This is a genomic window from Brevundimonas sp. GW460-12-10-14-LB2, from assembly GCF_001636925.1.
In the GTDB taxonomy this organism is placed as follows: Bacteria; Pseudomonadota; Alphaproteobacteria; order Caulobacterales; family Caulobacteraceae; genus Brevundimonas; species Brevundimonas vesicularis.
The window spans coordinates 1,901,522-1,918,355 of sequence record NZ_CP015511.1 but is presented as its reverse complement, the minus strand read 5'-3'; the positions used below and the strand labels follow the sequence as shown (position 1 = coordinate 1,918,355).

The 16,834-nt window shown below is 68.3% G+C and carries 17 protein-coding genes and 1 tRNA gene; 10 read left to right on the top strand and 8 right to left on the bottom strand.

What is annotated here, in order from left to right:
- Position 1: 1 nt before the first annotated feature.
- The 6 genes from fliM (at position 2) to A4249_RS09585 (ending at position 4,749) form a co-directional block, all read left to right on the top strand.
- Complete coding sequence (gene fliM, locus A4249_RS09610; protein ID WP_055803902.1) at positions 2 to 1,045, top strand: flagellar motor switch protein FliM; 1,044 nt, start codon at positions 2 to 4, stop codon at positions 1,043 to 1,045.
- Positions 1,045 to 1,626, top strand: a complete 582-nt coding sequence (locus A4249_RS09605; protein ID WP_066552248.1) for a DUF6468 domain-containing protein — start codon at positions 1,045 to 1,047, stop codon at positions 1,624 to 1,626. Before fliM ends, A4249_RS09605 begins: the two co-directional genes overlap by 1 nt.
- 17 nt (positions 1,627 to 1,643) lie before the next feature.
- Complete coding sequence (locus A4249_RS09600) at positions 1,644 to 2,564, top strand: MotE family protein (protein WP_066552246.1); 921 nt, start codon at positions 1,644 to 1,646, stop codon at positions 2,562 to 2,564.
- Between the two features lie 311 nt (positions 2,565 to 2,875).
- Positions 2,876 to 3,115 carry a DUF3297 family protein gene (locus A4249_RS09595; RefSeq protein ID WP_045810378.1) on the top strand — a complete coding sequence of 80 codons (240 nt, stop codon included), beginning with the start codon at positions 2,876 to 2,878 and terminating at the stop codon, positions 3,113 to 3,115.
- A gap of 43 nt (positions 3,116 to 3,158) precedes the next feature.
- Complete coding sequence (locus tag A4249_RS09590) at positions 3,159 to 4,604, top strand: M20/M25/M40 family metallo-hydrolase (protein WP_082854118.1); 1,446 nt, start codon at positions 3,159 to 3,161, stop codon at positions 4,602 to 4,604.
- A 58-nt stretch (positions 4,605 to 4,662) separates the two neighbouring features.
- Positions 4,663 to 4,749: transfer RNA gene (locus A4249_RS09585), tRNA-Leu, on the top strand.
- 17 nt (positions 4,750 to 4,766) lie between these two features.
- Here the strand turns inward: A4249_RS09585 and A4249_RS09580 are convergent.
- Complete coding sequence (locus A4249_RS09580) at positions 4,767 to 6,176, bottom strand: SLC13 family permease (RefSeq protein ID WP_066555003.1); 1,410 nt, start codon at positions 6,174 to 6,176, stop codon at positions 4,767 to 4,769.
- Positions 6,177 to 6,264: 88 nt separating this feature from the next.
- Between A4249_RS09580 and A4249_RS09575 the strand changes: the two genes are divergently transcribed.
- Entirely contained in the window at positions 6,265 to 7,083 is an 819-nt protein-coding gene (locus A4249_RS09575; RefSeq protein ID WP_066552242.1) for a hypothetical protein, read from the top strand.
- A 2-nt stretch (positions 7,084 to 7,085) separates the two neighbouring features.
- Here A4249_RS09575 and A4249_RS09570 read toward each other — a convergent pair whose 3' ends face one another.
- Genes A4249_RS09570 through A4249_RS09545 form a run of 6 tightly spaced genes read right to left on the bottom strand, consistent with a single transcriptional unit; the run spans position 7,086 to position 11,932 of the window.
- The gene (locus A4249_RS09570; RefSeq protein WP_066552241.1) at positions 7,086 to 7,715 is read right to left on the bottom strand and encodes a methyltransferase family protein; all 630 of its coding nucleotides are present in this window, start codon (positions 7,713 to 7,715) and stop codon (positions 7,086 to 7,088) included.
- Between the two features lie 11 nt (positions 7,716 to 7,726).
- Positions 7,727 to 8,374, bottom strand: a complete 648-nt coding sequence (locus A4249_RS09565; protein WP_066552239.1) for a tetratricopeptide repeat protein — start codon at positions 8,372 to 8,374, stop codon at positions 7,727 to 7,729.
- Between the two features lie 23 nt (positions 8,375 to 8,397).
- Positions 8,398 to 9,150, bottom strand: coding sequence for an SDR family NAD(P)-dependent oxidoreductase (locus A4249_RS09560; RefSeq protein WP_066552237.1), 753 nt, complete (start codon positions 9,148 to 9,150; stop codon positions 8,398 to 8,400).
- On the bottom strand, positions 9,140 to 9,817 hold the full coding sequence (locus A4249_RS09555) for a TenA family transcriptional regulator (RefSeq protein WP_066552235.1): 678 nt from the start codon (positions 9,815 to 9,817) through the stop codon (positions 9,140 to 9,142). Before A4249_RS09555 ends, A4249_RS09560 begins: the two co-directional genes overlap by 11 nt.
- Positions 9,804 to 11,249, bottom strand: a complete 1,446-nt coding sequence (locus A4249_RS09550) for an AMP-binding protein (protein WP_066552233.1) — start codon at positions 11,247 to 11,249, stop codon at positions 9,804 to 9,806. The genes A4249_RS09555 and A4249_RS09550 overlap by 14 nt, the downstream gene beginning before the upstream one ends.
- Complete coding sequence (locus tag A4249_RS09545) at positions 11,246 to 11,932, bottom strand: thermostable hemolysin (RefSeq protein ID WP_066552231.1); 687 nt, start codon at positions 11,930 to 11,932, stop codon at positions 11,246 to 11,248. Before A4249_RS09545 ends, A4249_RS09550 begins: the two co-directional genes overlap by 4 nt.
- A gap of 121 nt (positions 11,933 to 12,053) precedes the next feature.
- On the opposite strand from A4249_RS09545, the gene A4249_RS09540 reads away from it, so the two are divergent.
- The 3 genes from A4249_RS09540 (at position 12,054) to A4249_RS09530 (ending at position 16,071) form a co-directional block, all read left to right on the top strand.
- Positions 12,054 to 12,617: an RNA polymerase sigma factor gene (locus tag A4249_RS09540; RefSeq protein ID WP_231868684.1), complete on the top strand. Its 564-nt coding sequence runs from the start codon at positions 12,054 to 12,056 to the stop codon at positions 12,615 to 12,617.
- 85 nt (positions 12,618 to 12,702) lie between these two features.
- Positions 12,703 to 13,674 (top strand): FecR family protein, encoded by a 972-nt coding sequence (locus A4249_RS09535; protein ID WP_066552229.1) that lies wholly within the window; start codon positions 12,703 to 12,705, stop codon positions 13,672 to 13,674.
- 21 nt (positions 13,675 to 13,695) lie between these two features.
- On the top strand, positions 13,696 to 16,071 hold the full coding sequence (locus A4249_RS09530; protein ID WP_156494688.1) for a TonB-dependent receptor: 2,376 nt from the start codon (positions 13,696 to 13,698) through the stop codon (positions 16,069 to 16,071).
- Here the strand turns inward: A4249_RS09530 and A4249_RS09525 are convergent, their stop codons facing one another.
- The gene (locus A4249_RS09525) at positions 16,072 to 16,761 is read right to left on the bottom strand and encodes a VIT1/CCC1 transporter family protein (RefSeq protein WP_066552221.1); all 690 of its coding nucleotides are present in this window, start codon (positions 16,759 to 16,761) and stop codon (positions 16,072 to 16,074) included.
- Positions 16,762 to 16,834 lie beyond the last annotated feature (73 nt).

Genomic DNA, 16,834 nt, shown 5'->3' with positions numbered 1-16,834 from the left:
CATGACCGACGCGGCGCAACTCGATCCGTTCGGCGGTCTGGGCGATCCCGGCGACGCCCTGTCCGAACGCGTCCTGAACCAGGATGAGATCGATAGCCTGCTGGGCTTCGACCTGGGCGACGACGACGGTTCCGAACGCTCGGGCATACGCGCCATCATCAACTCCGCGCTCGTCAGCTACGAGCGTCTGCCGATGTTGGAGATCGTGTTCGACCGCCTGGTGCGTCTGATGACGACCAGCCTTCGCAACTTCACCTCCGACAACGTCGAAGTCAGCCTAGACAATATCTCCTCCATCCGGTTCGGCGATTATCTGAACTCGATCCCGCTGCCGGCCATCCTGGCGGTGTTTCGCGCCGAAGAGCTGGACAACTACGGTCTGCTGACGGTCGATTCCAACCTGATCTATTCGATCGTCGATGTGCTGCTGGGCGGTCGTCGCGGCACGGCGGCGCTGCGCATCGAAGGCCGGCCCTACACCACCATCGAGCGGGTGCTGGTGCAGCGGATGGTCGAGGTCGTGCTGAACGACGCCCGCCAGGCGTTCGAGCCCCTGACCCCGGTTCACTTCAACCTGGACCGGCTGGAGACCAACCCGCGCTTCGCCGCCATCGCGCGTCCCGCCAACGCCGCCATCCTGATCAAGCTGCGGATCGACATGGAGGATCGCGGCGGCCGTATCGAGCTGCTGCTGCCCTATGCGACGCTGGAGCCGATCCGCAAGATGCTGCTGCAGCAGTTCATGGGTGAGAAGTTCGGCCGCGACAACATCTGGGAAGGCCACTTGGCCACCGAGATCTGGACGACCGAAACCGAAGTCCGCGCGGTCCTGGACGAACAGCAAATGCCTCTGTCCAGCGTGCTGAACCTCAAGGTCGGCGACACGATGATGCTGAACGCCACGCCGGATTCCGAGGTTTCGATCCGCGCCGGCTCCATTCCGCTGACCACCGGCCGCATGGGTCGCAAGGGACAGCACATCGCCATACGCGTCGAAGGGCCGGTCAATCCGGAAGTCGCCGCCCGCCTGGGAGTGAACATCTGATGGCCGGAATGATTATGGACGGCGTGCTGATGGTGCTGCTGATCGCGGCGGTCGGTTACGGCATCAAGCTGGAACGCAAGCTGGCCGCCCTGCGCGCCGGACAGCTGGCCTTCGCTCAGGCCGTCACCGAACTGAACGCCGCCGCCGGCCGCGCCGAAAATGCGCTCGCCACCCTTCGGGCCTCTGGTCAGGAAACGGATCTGCTGCACGACCGGATTATCAAGGCGCGTGAGGTCAAGGCCCAGCTGGAGACCCTGATCGCCCGCGCGCCGGCCATGGCGCCGGCGCGGATCGTCGAGGAAGAACCCGCCCGTCGCGCACCCCCGGCCGCCCTGGCTCCGGCGCCGGCCGCAACCGAAGACGAGGAGCGGGCTGAGCGCATGGCCGCTCTGGCGCAACGCATCCAGGGACTGGCCAGTCCCTCTTCGAACCGTCGCAATGAAGCGGCTGCGCCCGCCGGGCGCGACAATGTCGCCGCCATCGTTCAGGCCCTGACGGCCGGACGCTCCGCTAACCATTCCGCCAAACAAAGCCTCAACGCCGCGCGTCGTAATCTCGACGACGACCTGTTCGCCGCCTGAGTTCGGAACCCCATTTCATGGCCCGCCTTCCCCGCATCCTGCCCCTGATCGCCATCGCCATCGGCGGGGTCGTCGCCGTGCGCGCCGTCGGCGTCGCGCCGGGCCTGTTCGACGGGGCCAGGGCCTGGGCCGAGGAGGCGGTTCCCGCTTCGGCCGGCGCGCCGCCCAAGCCGGCTCTGCCCGGAACCTGTTCCGCCTTGTCTCCCGAACAGCTGGCCCAGCAGGCCGGGATTTCGCCGGCCGAGCTGAAGATCATTCAGTCGTTGTCGCAGCGCCGCGCAGCGCTGGATGCACGGGATCAGGACTTCGCCACCACCCTGCCGCTGATGGTCGCCGCCGAGCAGAAGCTGGACGCCAAGGTCAAGGCGCTGGAAGCCTTGAAGGCCGAGATGAAACAGATGCTCGGCCAGGTCGACGAGCGCGAGAAGGCCGAGATCGATCGTCTGGTTCAGGTCTATTCCGCCATGCGTCCCAAGGAGGCCGCCCCGGTCATGGCCGCGTTGGAGGACCGGGTGCGCCTGCCGGTGGCCGCCGCCATGCGTCCGCGCACTCTGGCCGCCATCATGGCCCAGATGAGCGCGCCGCAAGCCAAGGAACTGACCGAAAAGCTCGCCGCCCGGTTCCAGGCCCAGCAGATGGCTGCTCGCGCCGCCGCCGCCGAGGCCACACCGCCTCCGGCCGCTACGCCTGCCGCTGCTGCGCCAGCCGCGACGACCCCGCCTGCGACGCCGACGGCTCAGCCCGCGGCCGCCCCAACGACCCGTACGACGCCGCGCCCGGCCGCCAACCGTCCCGCTGCGCGACCGGCGGCTCGCCCGGCCGCGACCCCGGCGCGTCGTCCCGCCGCCACGCCTGCGGCGGCTCCCGCTGCGACCGGCCCGCAGGCCTATCAGCCGTCAGCAGCGCCCAACGCTCAGCCGCGTCAAACTGTGCAGTAACCTTAAGTGTGATCTAAACGCTGACGTTTCGTCTCGACAGCGGGCTCTGTCCGACCAATGATCTTCGAACGCTCCGTCAGAGAGCGATGACATCGAGGATCCGCGCCATGATCGGCGAACTGCTTTACGTGGCGCACCGCATGCGCAGGGCCATCATACTCGCCGTTCCGGCGGGCGGAACCGTGATGATGGCCGCCGTCGCCCAGCACTATCACCTGCTGCCTTAAGTCTTCGAACCCGGTTTCGGATTGGCAGGGCGCGCCAGCGCGTCTATCACCGCGCCTTCCCGAGATCTGAGCCCGACCAACGCCATGTCCGACACGCCTCCCGATCGCCTTTCGGTCGACCCGTCCAGCCCGCATCACGACGCCGAAGTCCTGCAACGCGGCGTCGGTATTCGCTTCAAGGGCGAAGAAAAGACCAATGTCGAGGAATATTGCGTGTCCGAAGGCTGGGTGCGTCTGGCGCTCGGCAACCGCGTGGATCGCAAGGGCAAGGCCCTGACCGTGAAACTGCAGGGTCCGGTCGAACCCTATTTCCAGAACGACTGAACCTACCTAGGGTCCGGCTCTCATCTGAGTCCGGAGCCTGCTTATGTCCATCCGTCTGCTGACCGCCAGCGCCGTCGCCTTGGGTCTTGTCGCGTTTACCCCCGCGGCCCATGCTCAGGATGCGGCGACGGTGCAGCAGGCGATCGTGGTGCGCGACGCCGCGATGCGCTCGAACATCGCCATGGACTATGTCACCCAACTGACGACGCGGTTCGGCGCGCGCCCGGCGGGTTCGCGCTCCGAGCAGCAGGCCGCCGCCTGGGCCGCCGACTATCTGCGCGCCAACGGCTTCCAGAACGTCCGCATCGAAGAGTTCCCGCTGGTTGGCTGGGAGCGGGGCGAAAGCTCGGCCGCCATCGTCGGCGACAACGCCCAGGCCCTGGTCGCTGCGGCTCTGGGCCACTCGCCGGCCACGCCGAGGGGCGGCGTCGAGGCGGAGATCGTGCGCTTCTCGACCTTCGAAGACCTGCAGGCCGCGCCCGAGGCCGCCGTCCGCGGCAAGATCGTCTATGTCGATCTGGGCCAGATGCACCCGATGCAGGACGGTTCCGGCTATGGTCCTCAGACCCGCGTGCGCGGCGCCGGCCCCGGCGTGGCGGCGGCCAAGGGCGCGGCGGCCTTCGTCATGCGTTCGGTGGGCTCTGACGAGGACCGGATGCCGCACACCGGCACCACCCGCTATGTCGACGGCAAGCCGACCATTCCCGCCTTCGCCCTGGCCGCGCCCGACGCCGATCAGGTCAGCCGCCTGGTTGCCCTGCGCCAGCCGGTGCGCATGCGCCTTACCTCGACCGCCCGCACCTATCGCACCACCAGTCAGAATGTGATCGGCGATCTGCCGGGCGCCACGCGCCCCGACGAGATCATCGTGCTGGGCTCCCACATGGATAGCTGGGACCTGGGCACCGGCGCCATCGACGACGGGGCAGGGGGCGCCATCACCGTCGCCGCCGCCAAGGCCATCGCGGACAGCGGCCGCCGCCCGGCCCGCACCCTGCGCGTCATCTTCTACGGTTCGGAAGAAGTGGCCCAGCCGACCGCCCAGACCGGCAACGGCGGCGGCGTCTACGCGCGCGGCCAGGGCGCAACGCTGGACAAGCACATCATCGCCGGCGAGAGCGATTTCGGCGCCGACCGCGTCTATGCCCTGCGCCTGCCCGCCGGCGCGCAAGGCTCGGACTTCCAGAAGGCCGCGACCCGCGTCCTCTACCCGATCGGCGTCCTGGCCTCGGATCGCGTCGAAACCGAAGGCGGCGTCGACGTCGGACCGATGGGCCCGCTGGGCGTGCCCTTCTTCGGTCTGGCTCAGGACGGAACTCGCTATTTCGACCTGCACCACACCGCCAACGACACGCTGGACAAGATCGACCCGGCGCAGCTGAACCAGAACGTCGCCGCCTGGGCGGGCTTGCTGTGGCTGATCGCCGATTCGGACGTGGACTTTCGGGCAATGAAGCCCGCGACCACGCCGGCGACCCCGACACGCTGACGACTTGGAGACCCAGCCCGGTTCCGTCTATAGGAGCCGGACCGGGCCAGACCGGGCTGCGGGCGTGGCGAAACTGGTAGACGCAGCAGACTTAAAATCTGCCGGACGAAAGTCCTTGCCGGTTCAAGCCCGGCCGCCCGCACCACTACGATTGCCACTCGATCAGAACGGGAAGAAGATCGGGATGGCGACCATGGCGGCGATCCAGGTGATCAGGTTCAAAGGCAGGCCGACGCGGACGAAGTCCATGTAGCTATAGCCGCCCATGTTGAAGACCAGCACATTGGTCTGATAGCCGAATGGGGTGGCGAAGGCGGCCGAGGCCGCCATCATGACGCACACCAAAAAGGGGCGGGGGTCCACGCCGAGACTTTCGGCCAGGGCCACGGCGATGGGGGTAATCAAAACCGCGACAGTGGCGTTGGACAGCAGTTCGGTGGCGAACAGCGTCACGCCGTAAAGTACGATTAAGGCGCTCAGCGGCCCCAGGGGCCGGATCACGCCGATCAGACGATCTGCGCCGGCGGACGCCAGCCCCGTGACCTCAATGGCCGTGCCGACCACGACCATGCCGGCGATCAGCAAAAGGATTTCAGGGCGCAGTCCGGCATAGGCCTCTTCGGGCGTAATGACGCGCAACAGGATCAAGCCGACGGCTCCGGCGAAGGCCGAGGCGGCGATCGGCGCCCACCCCAGCGCCGCCGACAAGATCACCAGGACAAACACGCCAAGCGAGATCGCAGCCGGCCTCAGCCGCAGCGGACGATCGGCGGCGCCATACAGTTCAACGTCGCCAAGATGCGCATCGCCCGATCCATCGACCTGGTTTCGTGATCCGCCCAGGCGCGGCAGGCCGAACGGCAGCAGGCGCTTGCGACGATTGATGGCCTCGGCCTCTGCGCGGCGACGCGCCTCTTCCATTTCCGCCAGGCGCGCGGTTTCCGCCTCATCCCTGGCGACCGATCGACCCAGCTGGCGCGCACCCACGAAATAGAGCCACAGGCCGCCGACGACCGCGATGGCCAGACCCACGGGGGTGATCTCGAACAGGCCGAAGACCGGCTGGCCGGCGTTGCGGGCCATGTCGTTGACCAGCAGGTTGGTCGAGGTGCCGATCAGCGTCAGCAGACCGCCCATGACCGTGACGTGGCTGAGCGGCATCAGAAAGCGTTTGGGCGACAAGCGCAGCGATTGGGCCACGTCGCGGATCACCGGCGCGGCCAAGACCACCACAGGGGTGTTGTTCAGAAAGCCGCCGACCGAACCGCACAGGCCGATGACGATCCAGATGCCCCGGGCGCCGATCCGGGCGGAAAGCTGCGTCGCCTGTCGGATCAACCAGCCCAAGAGGCCGGACAGTTCAATGGCGTAGGCGATGACGAACAGGCCTGCCAAAGCGATGACGGCGGGACTGGCGAAGGCGCCCTGCACCTCGACCGGCCGCACGACGCCCAACAGCAGAAGGACGGCGGCGCCGGTCAAGGCGACGACGTCGGCCCGCATCTTGCCATGGATCAGGACGCCCACGACGGCGACGAGCACGGCAAGGGCGGCGATCTGGTCGAAAGTCATGATGCTGTGCAGACCGTCCCCCATCGTTCGCGTCAACCTTTTCGGGTCAGCGCATCCACCTCAGCGGTTCGCGTGTTAGAGTGGTTCCATGCTCGAAACGATTGCGTCGCCTCGGTCTTCGATAGTCGCGCTTGCGGCGTCCCTGCTGGCGCTCGCCGCTTGCCAGCGTGAGCCGCAGCCTGCGCCTGCTCCGGCCCAAAAATCCGAAACGCCGCCGGTGGTGACCGTTGCGCCTGCGCCGGTGCTGGATCGCGCCGGCCTGCTTGAGGCCACGGACATCGCCGCCTCGGCCTTCGCCGCAGGGCGCGAGGTCGGGGGCGCGTCTCTGGCCGGGCGACGCTTTGTCGTCCGCCAGGCTTTTGGGTGCGGTGAGCCTGATGAAGCTGCCGAAACAGCGGCGGACGGACTGGCGACAGTGGCTTGGGCGAAAGACCGCCGGACCTTGAAGTTCAGCCTGGCGCCGGCGGATTGGCTGCAGTCCGGTCTGATTGGACGCGACGACAGCGGCTTGGAGGCGGTCGAGGGGTTCTGGCTGGAACGGCCGTGGCTGCGCACCGAGGCCTGCCCGGCGATTGCGCCCGGCGCCTCGCCTTCAAGCCAGGCCTCGCCTCAAACTTCGGGGCTGGCCGCCGTATTCAAGCCGAACGGCGCGCGGACCGGCCGTCGAAACGGCCGTGCCTATGAGTTCACCCTGCGCGGCGAGGATGGCCAGCCGCCTGCGCCATCAGCACAGGGCTATCGTCTCGTGCTGGAAGGCCGGATGACCACCTTCGCCGACGGCCGCGCCATCCACTGTCGTACGGCAGCCCCTGATCAACGGCCGGTCTGCATCGGCGCGGCGCAATTCGATCGCGTCGCCTTCGAAGACGCCGACGGCCAAATGCTCAGCGAATGGCGCGACGGTTAGGGCTAGAACAGGCTGATCGGAAAGCCGATCAATCCTGATGACTGCAGGTGCTCGATGCCTTCCATGACGGGGATGGCGGCGAGGAAAACCAGGCCGTCGCGCAGGGTGCGGACGAAGAAGGCGGGACGGATGGTCAGTTCGTCGGCGTCGCGCCAGCGGGCGGGATTGGGCAGGAAGCGCGGCGTGCGAGCGCAATAGGCGGCATAGGGCGCGCCGAAATGTTCGGCCAGCCAGGCCTCTTCGCGGCCGACCGTGCGCAGAAAGACCAGGAAGGTCGCCACGGCGAAGATGGCGCCGATCGTCACGCTGCCGGTCTGGGCGCCGACGCCGAAAGCGCCGATGAAGCTGAAGACATAGAGCGGGTTGCGCGTGATGGAATAGGGGCCGCGATCGACGATCTCGGCCTTTTTGCGTCCGCCGATATAGAGCGAGCACCAGGCGCGACCGACGATGGCGACGATGATGGCGGCCAGGCCCAAGCCTTCGACGCCTTCATGCCATTCGCCGTCGAGGGCGGCGACCGAGCGGACGCTGGCGGTCAGGACGATGAGGGCCAGCAGAACCAGACCGGCGAACCATTTGCGACGGCGTTGAACGACGTCGAGCGACAGGGCGGGGGGAACAGGGCTCATGATGGATCTGTTCAGTGATGCTGCTGGGCGCGGACGAGCAGGGCGCGGGCCTCGGCCTTGCGACCGCGGTCGGCGACGGCACGGCCGGGGCGAGCGGGGGCGTCGATGGCCTTCTGCAGGTAGCGGGCGGCGCCGTTCCAATCGTGTTCACGCACCAGCAGATCGCCCATGAAGAAGTTGGCGTCGATGTCGTTGGGCGCCATGGCCAGACCGCGCTGGAGGTAGTCGCGGGCGCGCTGGCGGTTGCCGAAACCGATCGGGGCGCCCGGCACCTGGGCGTAGAGCGAACCGAGGCTGACATAGACCGAGCCGTTCAGCGCGCGCGGATTGATCCGCTCGGCCTGTTCAAGTTCGGTGCGCGCCTCACGCACGAGGCCCAGGGCGCCGATGCCGCCCTTCAATCCCGCTTCCGATGCGGTGATGATGGCGTTCCAGACCAGAGGTTCGGCGCGGTTGGGGCATTGGGCCACGACGGCGTCGGCCTGGGTGTTCAGCCGCGCCATTTCCGCGATTCGAACGCCTTGCGGGACCTCGAAATTCACATGGTCCCACGACTGCTGGAGACCGCGCGCGCGGTCGTCGCAGGCGTCGGCATGGGCGACGGAGGCGACCGTCAGGGGGGCGGCCATCAGGGCCAGGGCGAACAGAGCGGTCTTCATGGCGTTTCTCTCCTTTTTGTAGTTCAGCCGGCGAACAGGGCGCGGGCTTTCAGGTCGTTGGATTTCAGGGCCCCGTCGATCAGGCCGGGCGCCAGAGCGTTGAGGCGGACGAACAGGCTCTCGGGGAAGCCGAGATAGACGTCGCGGCGATCTGAGCGGATGGCGGCGACGATGCGGTCGGCGATCGCGTCCGGATCGTCTACGGCCATGCCGGTCAGGCGCGCATATTCATCGACCTTGGCGGAATTGAACGGCGTAGCTACCGCGCGGGGCGCGACATAGGTGACGCCGACGCCTGTGCCGGCCAGCTCGCGACGCAGCGATTGGCTGAGCGCCCGCATCCCGGCCTTGGCGCTGGAATAGCTGGCGAAGTGGGCGAAGTTGATCGAGCCGAAAATGGAGCCGACGTTGGCGATCTGGCCGTGTTTGCGCGCCTTCATGCCGGGCAGGACGGCCTGGGCCAGACGCGCCGGCGCGACCAGATTGACCATATAGGTCGCCAGCAGGTGCTCGGGCGTCTGCTGTTCCAGCGGGCCGAAATGCTGGATGCCGGCGATATTGATCAGAATGTCCCAGACGCGGCCGCCGGCCTGTTCAGCGACCCGGTCGAGGCCCTGCGGGGTCGATAGATCGCCTACCAGGGTGTGATGGCCCGTAACCGGCGCACGGGCGACGATCGTGACACGACCGCCCTCGCGCTCGATCCGCTCGACCACACGACGCCCCAAGGCGCCGGAGCCGCCGGTGACCAAGATGTTGCGATCCTCAAACTGCATCGACCGTCTCCCGCGCTGCGATGTGGGGGATGGAGGCGAAGACCCCGCCGAACAGGCCGAACATCACCTTGGCCATGTGGACGATGGCGGCGCGGTCGTTGGCGTCCGACACCCCGTCCAGCAGTTGCTTGAGGAACAGGATGTGATCCTGATCCAGAGCCCCATGAGAGATCAGATAGGTGAAGGCGGCGGGCGGCAGGCCGAGGCTCTGTTGCACGGCCTCTGCCCCGACGCTGGCCAGCTGGATGCTGGTGCCTTCCAGCACATAGACCATGCCGAAGAAGGCCATCGGATTGACGCGCTGAATGGTGTCATAGGCATAGGCCACCATCAGTTCGGTCGCGACGTTCGGGCCGTTATGCACGGTCTGATCGGGGTCGCCGCCGGCGGCGCGGATGTCGTTCAGTATCCACTGCTCATGGCCGGTTTCCTCGGCGATATAGTCGTCGAGCGCGGCCTTGAAGACGGCGTGGTCATCGTCCAGCCGCGTTCGGGCGGCCTGCATCAACGGCACGGTGTGGCGGACGTGGTGATAGGCCTGGGCCAGATAGGCGACGTAGGTGTCGCGGCTGATTCGGCCGGCCAGACCGTCCCTGATCTGAGGGATGGCGGCGAAGGCGGCCCGCTCGGTTGCGGTCGCGGCGACCAGGGTTTCAAAAAACGACATGCGAACTCTCAGGCGGCTTGCGAGGGGGAGGGGCGTAGGTGCGCAGCAGGGTCTCGCGACGCGGACGACCGTTGGCCGTGACCTGACCAGCGGCGGGATCGAAGGGCGGAACCAGACGCCAGTCGCCGATGCGGGCGTAATCGGGCAGGCGGGCGTTGGCGCGCGCGACGGCGGCTTCGATCTGGGCAGGGTCGGCGCCGGGCGTCGCCACGATCAGGGCCGACAACGACGCCTGCGCCTCGCCCATCGCCATGGCCTGAAGGATCTGGGGTTCGGCCAGAAGCTCGCTCTCGACCCATTCGGGCGCGACATTGCGGCCGAAGGCGGTGATCAGGGTGTTGGCCTTGCGGCCTTCGATGCTGAGCCGTCCATGGGCGTCGAAGCGGCCGATGTCGCCTGTGTGCAGGCGCTCCGGCGCGGGCGCCTGGCCGACGTAGCCAAGGAAGGGATGGGGCGAGACCAGGATTTCGCTGTCGTCGGCCAGATGGACTTCAAGGTGAGGCAGGGGTCGGCCGACCGTGCCGGGGCGGCCGTCGTCCGGACTGTTGAGCGCCACGACCGAGGCGCATTCGCTGAGGCCATAGCCCTCGACCACGGGCAGGCCGGCGTTGGCGGCGGCCTCCAGCAGGGCCGGGGAAACGCGTGCGCCGCCGACCGCGATCATCTCCAGCCGATGATCCAGCCGCATCGCGCCTTGGGCGGCGATCAGGCCGCGCAGCAGTTCGGGAACCAGGATCAGGGTCGTGGCGCCGGTCTGGACAACGGTTGTCAGCAGGCGCGCAAAGTCGGGGCGGAAGGCCTCGCCCATCCCGGCCTCGGCCAGGCTCGCCGCGTGATAGCGGCCGCCGGCCAGAAGCGTCGCATAGAGGCCGGCGACATTCTCCAGCAGCACCGCCAATGGAAGCACCGGCAGATGCAGCCCGGCGCGGTCCCGACCCAGAACCTGAACCAGAGAGGCGGCGACCGCCTCCATCTGATCCTGCGACAGGCAGACGCCTTTGGGCGCGCCGGTCGAGCCGGAGGTGTAGGTGATCTTGGCCGTGCCGGGATGCAGATCGCGCACCGCCAACCCTGTCGGCGTCAGCCGGATGGGCGCGCCGCCCGCCGTCAGTTCGCCCGGAGCGCCTGGCGTGATCAGCAGCCCCGCGCCAGCGTCGGCGAGGGCATGATCGCGTTGAGCGGCCGTGAAGAAGGGCGGGATCGGCACGCTCGGTCGCTGGGCGAGGATCAGCGCCAGATCGACGACGACCCAGGCCGGCCCGTTGTCGAGCAGGACTCCGACCGGAGACCGGTCGTCGGCCAGGGCGGCCGCGAGCTGACCGACCTGCGCCAGGAGTTCGGCCGCGGTCAGCGAACCTTCGGCCCACTGGATCACCAGATCATCAGGCGTGGTGCGGGCGCGACGCGACAGGGCGTCCAGAACGGCGCTCATGAGCGATCCTCGTAGTGCAGGCGGGTGCGGACGGCCCGTCCGACCGGCGCCGTTTCGGAGAAGTGATCCAGCGGCGCGGTCGCCGCGTCGATCGAGCCGGCCAGCACCACCGGATCGGTCTGATAATAGGCGCCCCAGCTGCCGCCGCCGTCGTCGAGGCGGCGCGGATCGGCGCGCGCAAGTTGAAGCGCGCCCAGACCAGCCTTGTGAAAGATGCGGCGCAGTTCGTCGGTCGCGGTGGCGACGGCGAACCTCAAACCTTCGGACTGCAGATGATGGGCCATGGCGGCGAACAGGAAGACGGTTGCCCCCTGTCCGCTGGAGGCCAGGCTGCCGATTTCGACCACCTGCGCGCGGTCGATGACGGCGCCGATGGCTTGGCGCAGCACCGCTTCGACAGAGGCGTCCAGATACTGCTCAAGATACAGAGGCGCCTCGGCGGCATGCCGGAAGCCGACGGCGGCGTAGATGACGCCCGCCTCATCCTGAACGCTCATCAGGGTTGGGAAATGGGCCTGGATCTGGCCGCCATAGGCCTCGGCATAGGCCGCCTCAATGAACTGCTCCACGCGGCGACGTTCGCCTCGGCAAGGGTCGTCGAACCGGATAATGCGCGACGACAGCGTGCGGCGCGCGCGCGGCCGAACCGGATGGGCGTCTTCGGGCAGGCGGAGTGGAAGCATGCGGGCCTCGGACCAGGGGACTTCGGGCCAGAGACGACGCGGTGCGGCGACCCCCACAAAAAAATCTTTCGCCGTCGCAATCGCGGTTGCGGCAGAGGGCGCAGCAACCCACGATGGGGTGGTGAACGCCTCTTCCGGTCCCCCTCAGCACGACCAGAGCCGAGCGGCGCGGCAAGCCCTGGCGGACGCGTGGCTGGACAGCCGCCCGGCCCTGGTGCGCTTTCTGACGGCGCGCACGGGATCGTCGGCTGCGGCCGAAGATCTGGCGCAGGATGTCTGGGTGCGGCTGCAATCCATGACCGAGGAGGCCGCCGCCGAGGTCCGCCACCCACAGGCCTTCCTCTATCGGATCGCCGCCAATCTGGCCCTGGATGCGTCCAAGGCGCAGCGTCGTGCGGGCGCGCGCGATCTGGAATGGCGGCGCGCTTCCGCTATCGATGATGCGGCCGAAGCCCAAGATGCGCCGTCGGCAGAGGACGCCGTGTGGGCCCGCTTGAAGCTGGAAAAGGTGGTCGCCGCGATTGATCGGATGCCGCCCAAGGCCGCAGAGGCCTTCCGTCTGCACAAGATGGCCGGGCTCAGCCAGGCCGAGGTCGCCGAGCGGATGGGCGTCTCGCGCAGCGCGGTCGAGAAATACGTTTCCGCCTCGCTGAAGGCACTGCTGCTGCGGGTCGGTTGGCCATGACGACCGGATTTAGCCATTTTTCATTGAGGATGCGGCGCGACCGCGTCGTCTCTTCCCCAAAGCCCGCTCGGGCCCGGACCGGATCATGACCCAGGACGACGTCATCAAGGACGAGGAGATCGCCGCCCAGGCCGCCGCCTGGGTCGTGCGTCTGCGCGCCGATGACGTGACGATCGCGGACATCGACGCGGCCACGGCCTGGCTCGATCAAGACCCGGCCCATCGGCGCGCCTTCGACGAGGCCGAGGGGCTGTGGGCGGCGTCGGGCCACCTGTCCGACGTTCAGCCGGCGCCGGTCATCGACCTGTCGATGCACCGCGAGCGGCGCAGGGACCTGGGGCGGCGGTGGATGGTGGCGGTCCCGGCGATGGCTGCGGCCCTCGCCGCGGCGATCTTCCTGGGTCCGATGCTGCAAACCGCCCCGACCCTGATCTACAGCACCGCACCCGGCGAAACGCGGACGGTGACGCTGGACGACGGATCGCGGCTTCAGATCAACGGCGGTTCGACCCTGGCGGTGAAGATGGAGCGGGGACGGCGTCTGGTGCACATGGATCAGGCCGAGGCGACCTTCGACGTCGCGCATGACGCCGGCCGACCCTTCCTGATCGATGTCGGCGAAAGCCAGGTGCGCGTGGTCGGCACGGCCTTCAACATCCGCAGATCCTCCGATGACACCCAGGTGGCGGTGCTGCGGGGCGTGGTCGAGGTTAGCGACCTGAACCAGCCCGCGCGCCGTGTGCGTCTGACGGTCGGTCAGTCGGTCCAGCGCGACGACGCCGACGACCGGATGACCGTGGCCCCCGTCGATGTCCGCACCGCCGCCGCCTGGACCCAGGGGCGACGGGCCTATGACGATCGACCGCTGCGAGAGATCGCCGCTGACCTCAGCCGCGCCTTCGCCACGCCGGTGACCGTGGCGCCGAACGCGGCGAACCTGCGCTTCTCCGGCACGCTGGTGCTTGATGACGAAGCGGCGGTGATCGGCCGGCTGGAACGGTTCCTGCCGATCAAGGCCACTCGCGGGCCGCAAGGGGTTCGTCTAGAACGGCGCTGAACCTGTTTCGGACGTCGCCTTTTGGTACGAGCCTTCCTCTGCGCCCTGGTCGTCGTTTGCGGTGTGACCACGCCGTCGATCAGCATGGCCCAAGGGCGTTCGTCGCTTCAGGTGTCGGTTTCGCCTCAGCCGTTGCGGAGCGCCGTTCTCGATTTCGGTCTGCAGGCGGGCGTCAGCATCGACGCCGCCGGAACCGAGCGATGCGGCCCCACGCGCGGAGTGAGGGGGAGGCTTTCCGTCGATGCCGCCCTGTCGAGGCTGATGCTGGGCACACACTGTGTCGCGACCCGTGTCGGCGACGGCGCCTACAGGATCGTGCGGGTCGCCGCCTCGCCGCCTGTCGTCGCGCGAACGATCGCAGCGCCGCCCACGCCCGTCACCCCGACGACCCTGGATGAAGTCGTGGTGACCGCGTCACGCACGGACAATCTGCTGCTGTCGCGCGCGCCCTATGGCCTGTCGTCGCTGGACGGGGTGACGCTGGAACGGGCCGGGGTCAGCGACCTAGACGGCGTCGCTGCCCGCGTCTCCGGCCTGACGGTCACAAACCTGGGGCCGGGACGCGACAAGCTCTTCATTCGCGGCCTGGCGGACGGACCCGTTGCGGGACAGGCGCAAAGCCTGATCGGGCTATATCTCGACGATGTGCGCCTGACCTACGACGCGCCCGATCCGGCGTTGCGTCTGGCGGACATCGAACGGGTCGAGGTTCTGCGCGGGCCGCAGGGGGCGCTCTACGGCGCCGGTTCGATGGGCGGCGTCGTTCAGATGGTCAGCCGCGCGCCGGACCTGGACGGCGTCTATGGACGCGTGACGGCGGAGGGGGCGCTGACAGCCGGCGGCGCGCCGGGCGACGCCGTCGAGCTGATGATCAACGCCCCGATCCTGCGCGATCGCCTGGCGGTCCGGGTCGTCGGCTATGACGAGACGGTCGGGGGCTACGTCGATGATCAGGCCCTCGGCCTGACCAATACTGGCGGCATGCATCGGCAGGGGCTGAGGGCGGCGGCGCTGCTGCGTCTGACCCCCGGCTGGACCTTAAAGGCGGGCTTCCTGGCCCAGACCATCGACGTTGACGACAGCCAGTACGCCAACCTGGGCGCCGACGACCCCTATGCGCGTCGTCGCAGCCTGATGGAGCCCAGCCGCAACGATTTTGACGGCGTCTGGGCCTCGGTGGACGGGGATTTGGGCTGGGCGCGGCTGCGGGCCTCATCCAGCGTTCAGTCGCACGGCCTTGATGCGCACTACGATGCGACGCCTGGGGCCGGACTGTTCGGGCTTACGGGAACAGCGGCGCTGGACCAGGCCGACGACCTGTCGGCCGCGGTGCATGAGTTGCGATTGAACGGCGACTTCGGCGCGCGGCTGAAGTGGAGCGCCGGACTGTTCTTCTCGGAATACACCCACACGCGCACCGTCGCGATCTCGGACGGGCAGGGCCGGCCGGGGGGCTATCGACAACGCAGGCGCGACCATGTGGACGAGGCGGCCCTGTTCGGCGACGCCGCCTATGCGCTGAACGACCGCCTGAAGATCACCGCCGGCGCGCGCCTGTTCCGCATAGGGGTCGAGCATCGCAGCGAAACCGACGGCGATCCGACGGAGGTGTCTGGAGAAGACGCTCTGGTCGATATCACCCCGCGTCTGGTGATCGAATACGATCGCGGCCCCTTCGTCTTCTACGCCCTGGCGACCGAGGGTTATCGCGGGCCGGGCTTCAACGCCGGGGCCGTGCCGGGCGGCGATCAGCAGCCCGCGCGACGCGTGAAGCCGGACGAGATCATCGCCGGCGAGGCGGGCGCGCGCTTCACCCTGTTCGAAGGGCGACTGCGCGGGCGAAGCGCGGTCTTCGTCGCCGATTGGCGCAACATCCAGTCGGACCGGTTCGACGCGCGGGGCCTGCCCTTCACCGCCAATCTGGGCGACGGCCGCAATCGCGGCATCGAGGGCGAGGTCGAATGGCGGGACGGGCCGTGGACGCTGGATGCGCACGCCGTCGTCAATGATCCCGAGTTGACCCGACCCGATTCCGGTTTCGCGCTCGGGACCGATACGCGCCTGCCGGCGGTTGCCGATTTCAGCGTGCAGGGCGGCGTCGTGCATGAGGCGCATCTGGCGCATGCGACGGTGCGTTCGGAGCTTCGCCTGGGCTATGTCGGCCCGACCGATATCGCCCTGTCGCCGACCTCCGCCGGCGCCTCGGCCGGCTATCTGACCAGTTCGCTGGGCGTCGGCGTGGAGATCGATCGCTGGGCGATCAGGGCGTCGGTGGACAATCTGTTCAACCGCAGCGACGACACCTTCACCTTCGGCAATCCCTTCTACGCCTCGGGCGACATCAGCACGCCGCAACGACCGCTCACCGCCCGCCTGGCCCTGACGGCGAGGTTCTGATCAGGCGGCGATGTGGAACAGGCGGCCCACGCCTGCGGTGATGGCCATGGCAAGCGCGCCCCAGAAGACCACGCGCAAAACCGATCGTCCGATCGGCGCGCCGCCTGCGCGGGCGCCTAGGGCGCCTAGCACCGCCAGTCCCAGCAGGGCGGAAACCGCGACCCAGATCGCCAACGTGTCCAGCGGCGCGACAGCGGCGACGACCAGAGGCAGGGCGGCTCCGGTCGAGAAGGTGATCGCCGAGGTCAGCGCCGCCTGGATCGGCCGCGCGGTGGTGATCTCCGAAATACCCAGCTCGTCGCGCGCATGGGCGCCCAGCGCATCATGCGCCATCATCTGACGCGCCACCTCGGTCGCCAGATCCGGCGCGACGCCTCGCCCGACATAGATGCCGGCCAGTTCGCGCGTCTCCGCCTCATGATCGCCCGCCAGTTCGACCGCCTCGCGCGCCAGATCGGCCTTTTCGGTGTCGGACTGCGAACTGACCGAGACATATTCGCCCGCCGCCATCGACATGGCGCCCGCCGCTAGTCCCGCCACGCCCGCGATTAGTGTGCCGCCATGACTGGTCGCCGCCGCCGCGACGCCCACCACCAGACTGGCCGTCGACACCAGCCCGTCATTTGCCCCCAACACCGCCGCCCTGAGCCAGCCGATCCGATCGACCCGATGGGTTTTACTGTGGGGCATGCGCCTTCTCCATAGTCGTCGCATCGAGCATGGACCGCGCGTTGCCTTGAAGCTAGACGCGGCGGTTGGGTTC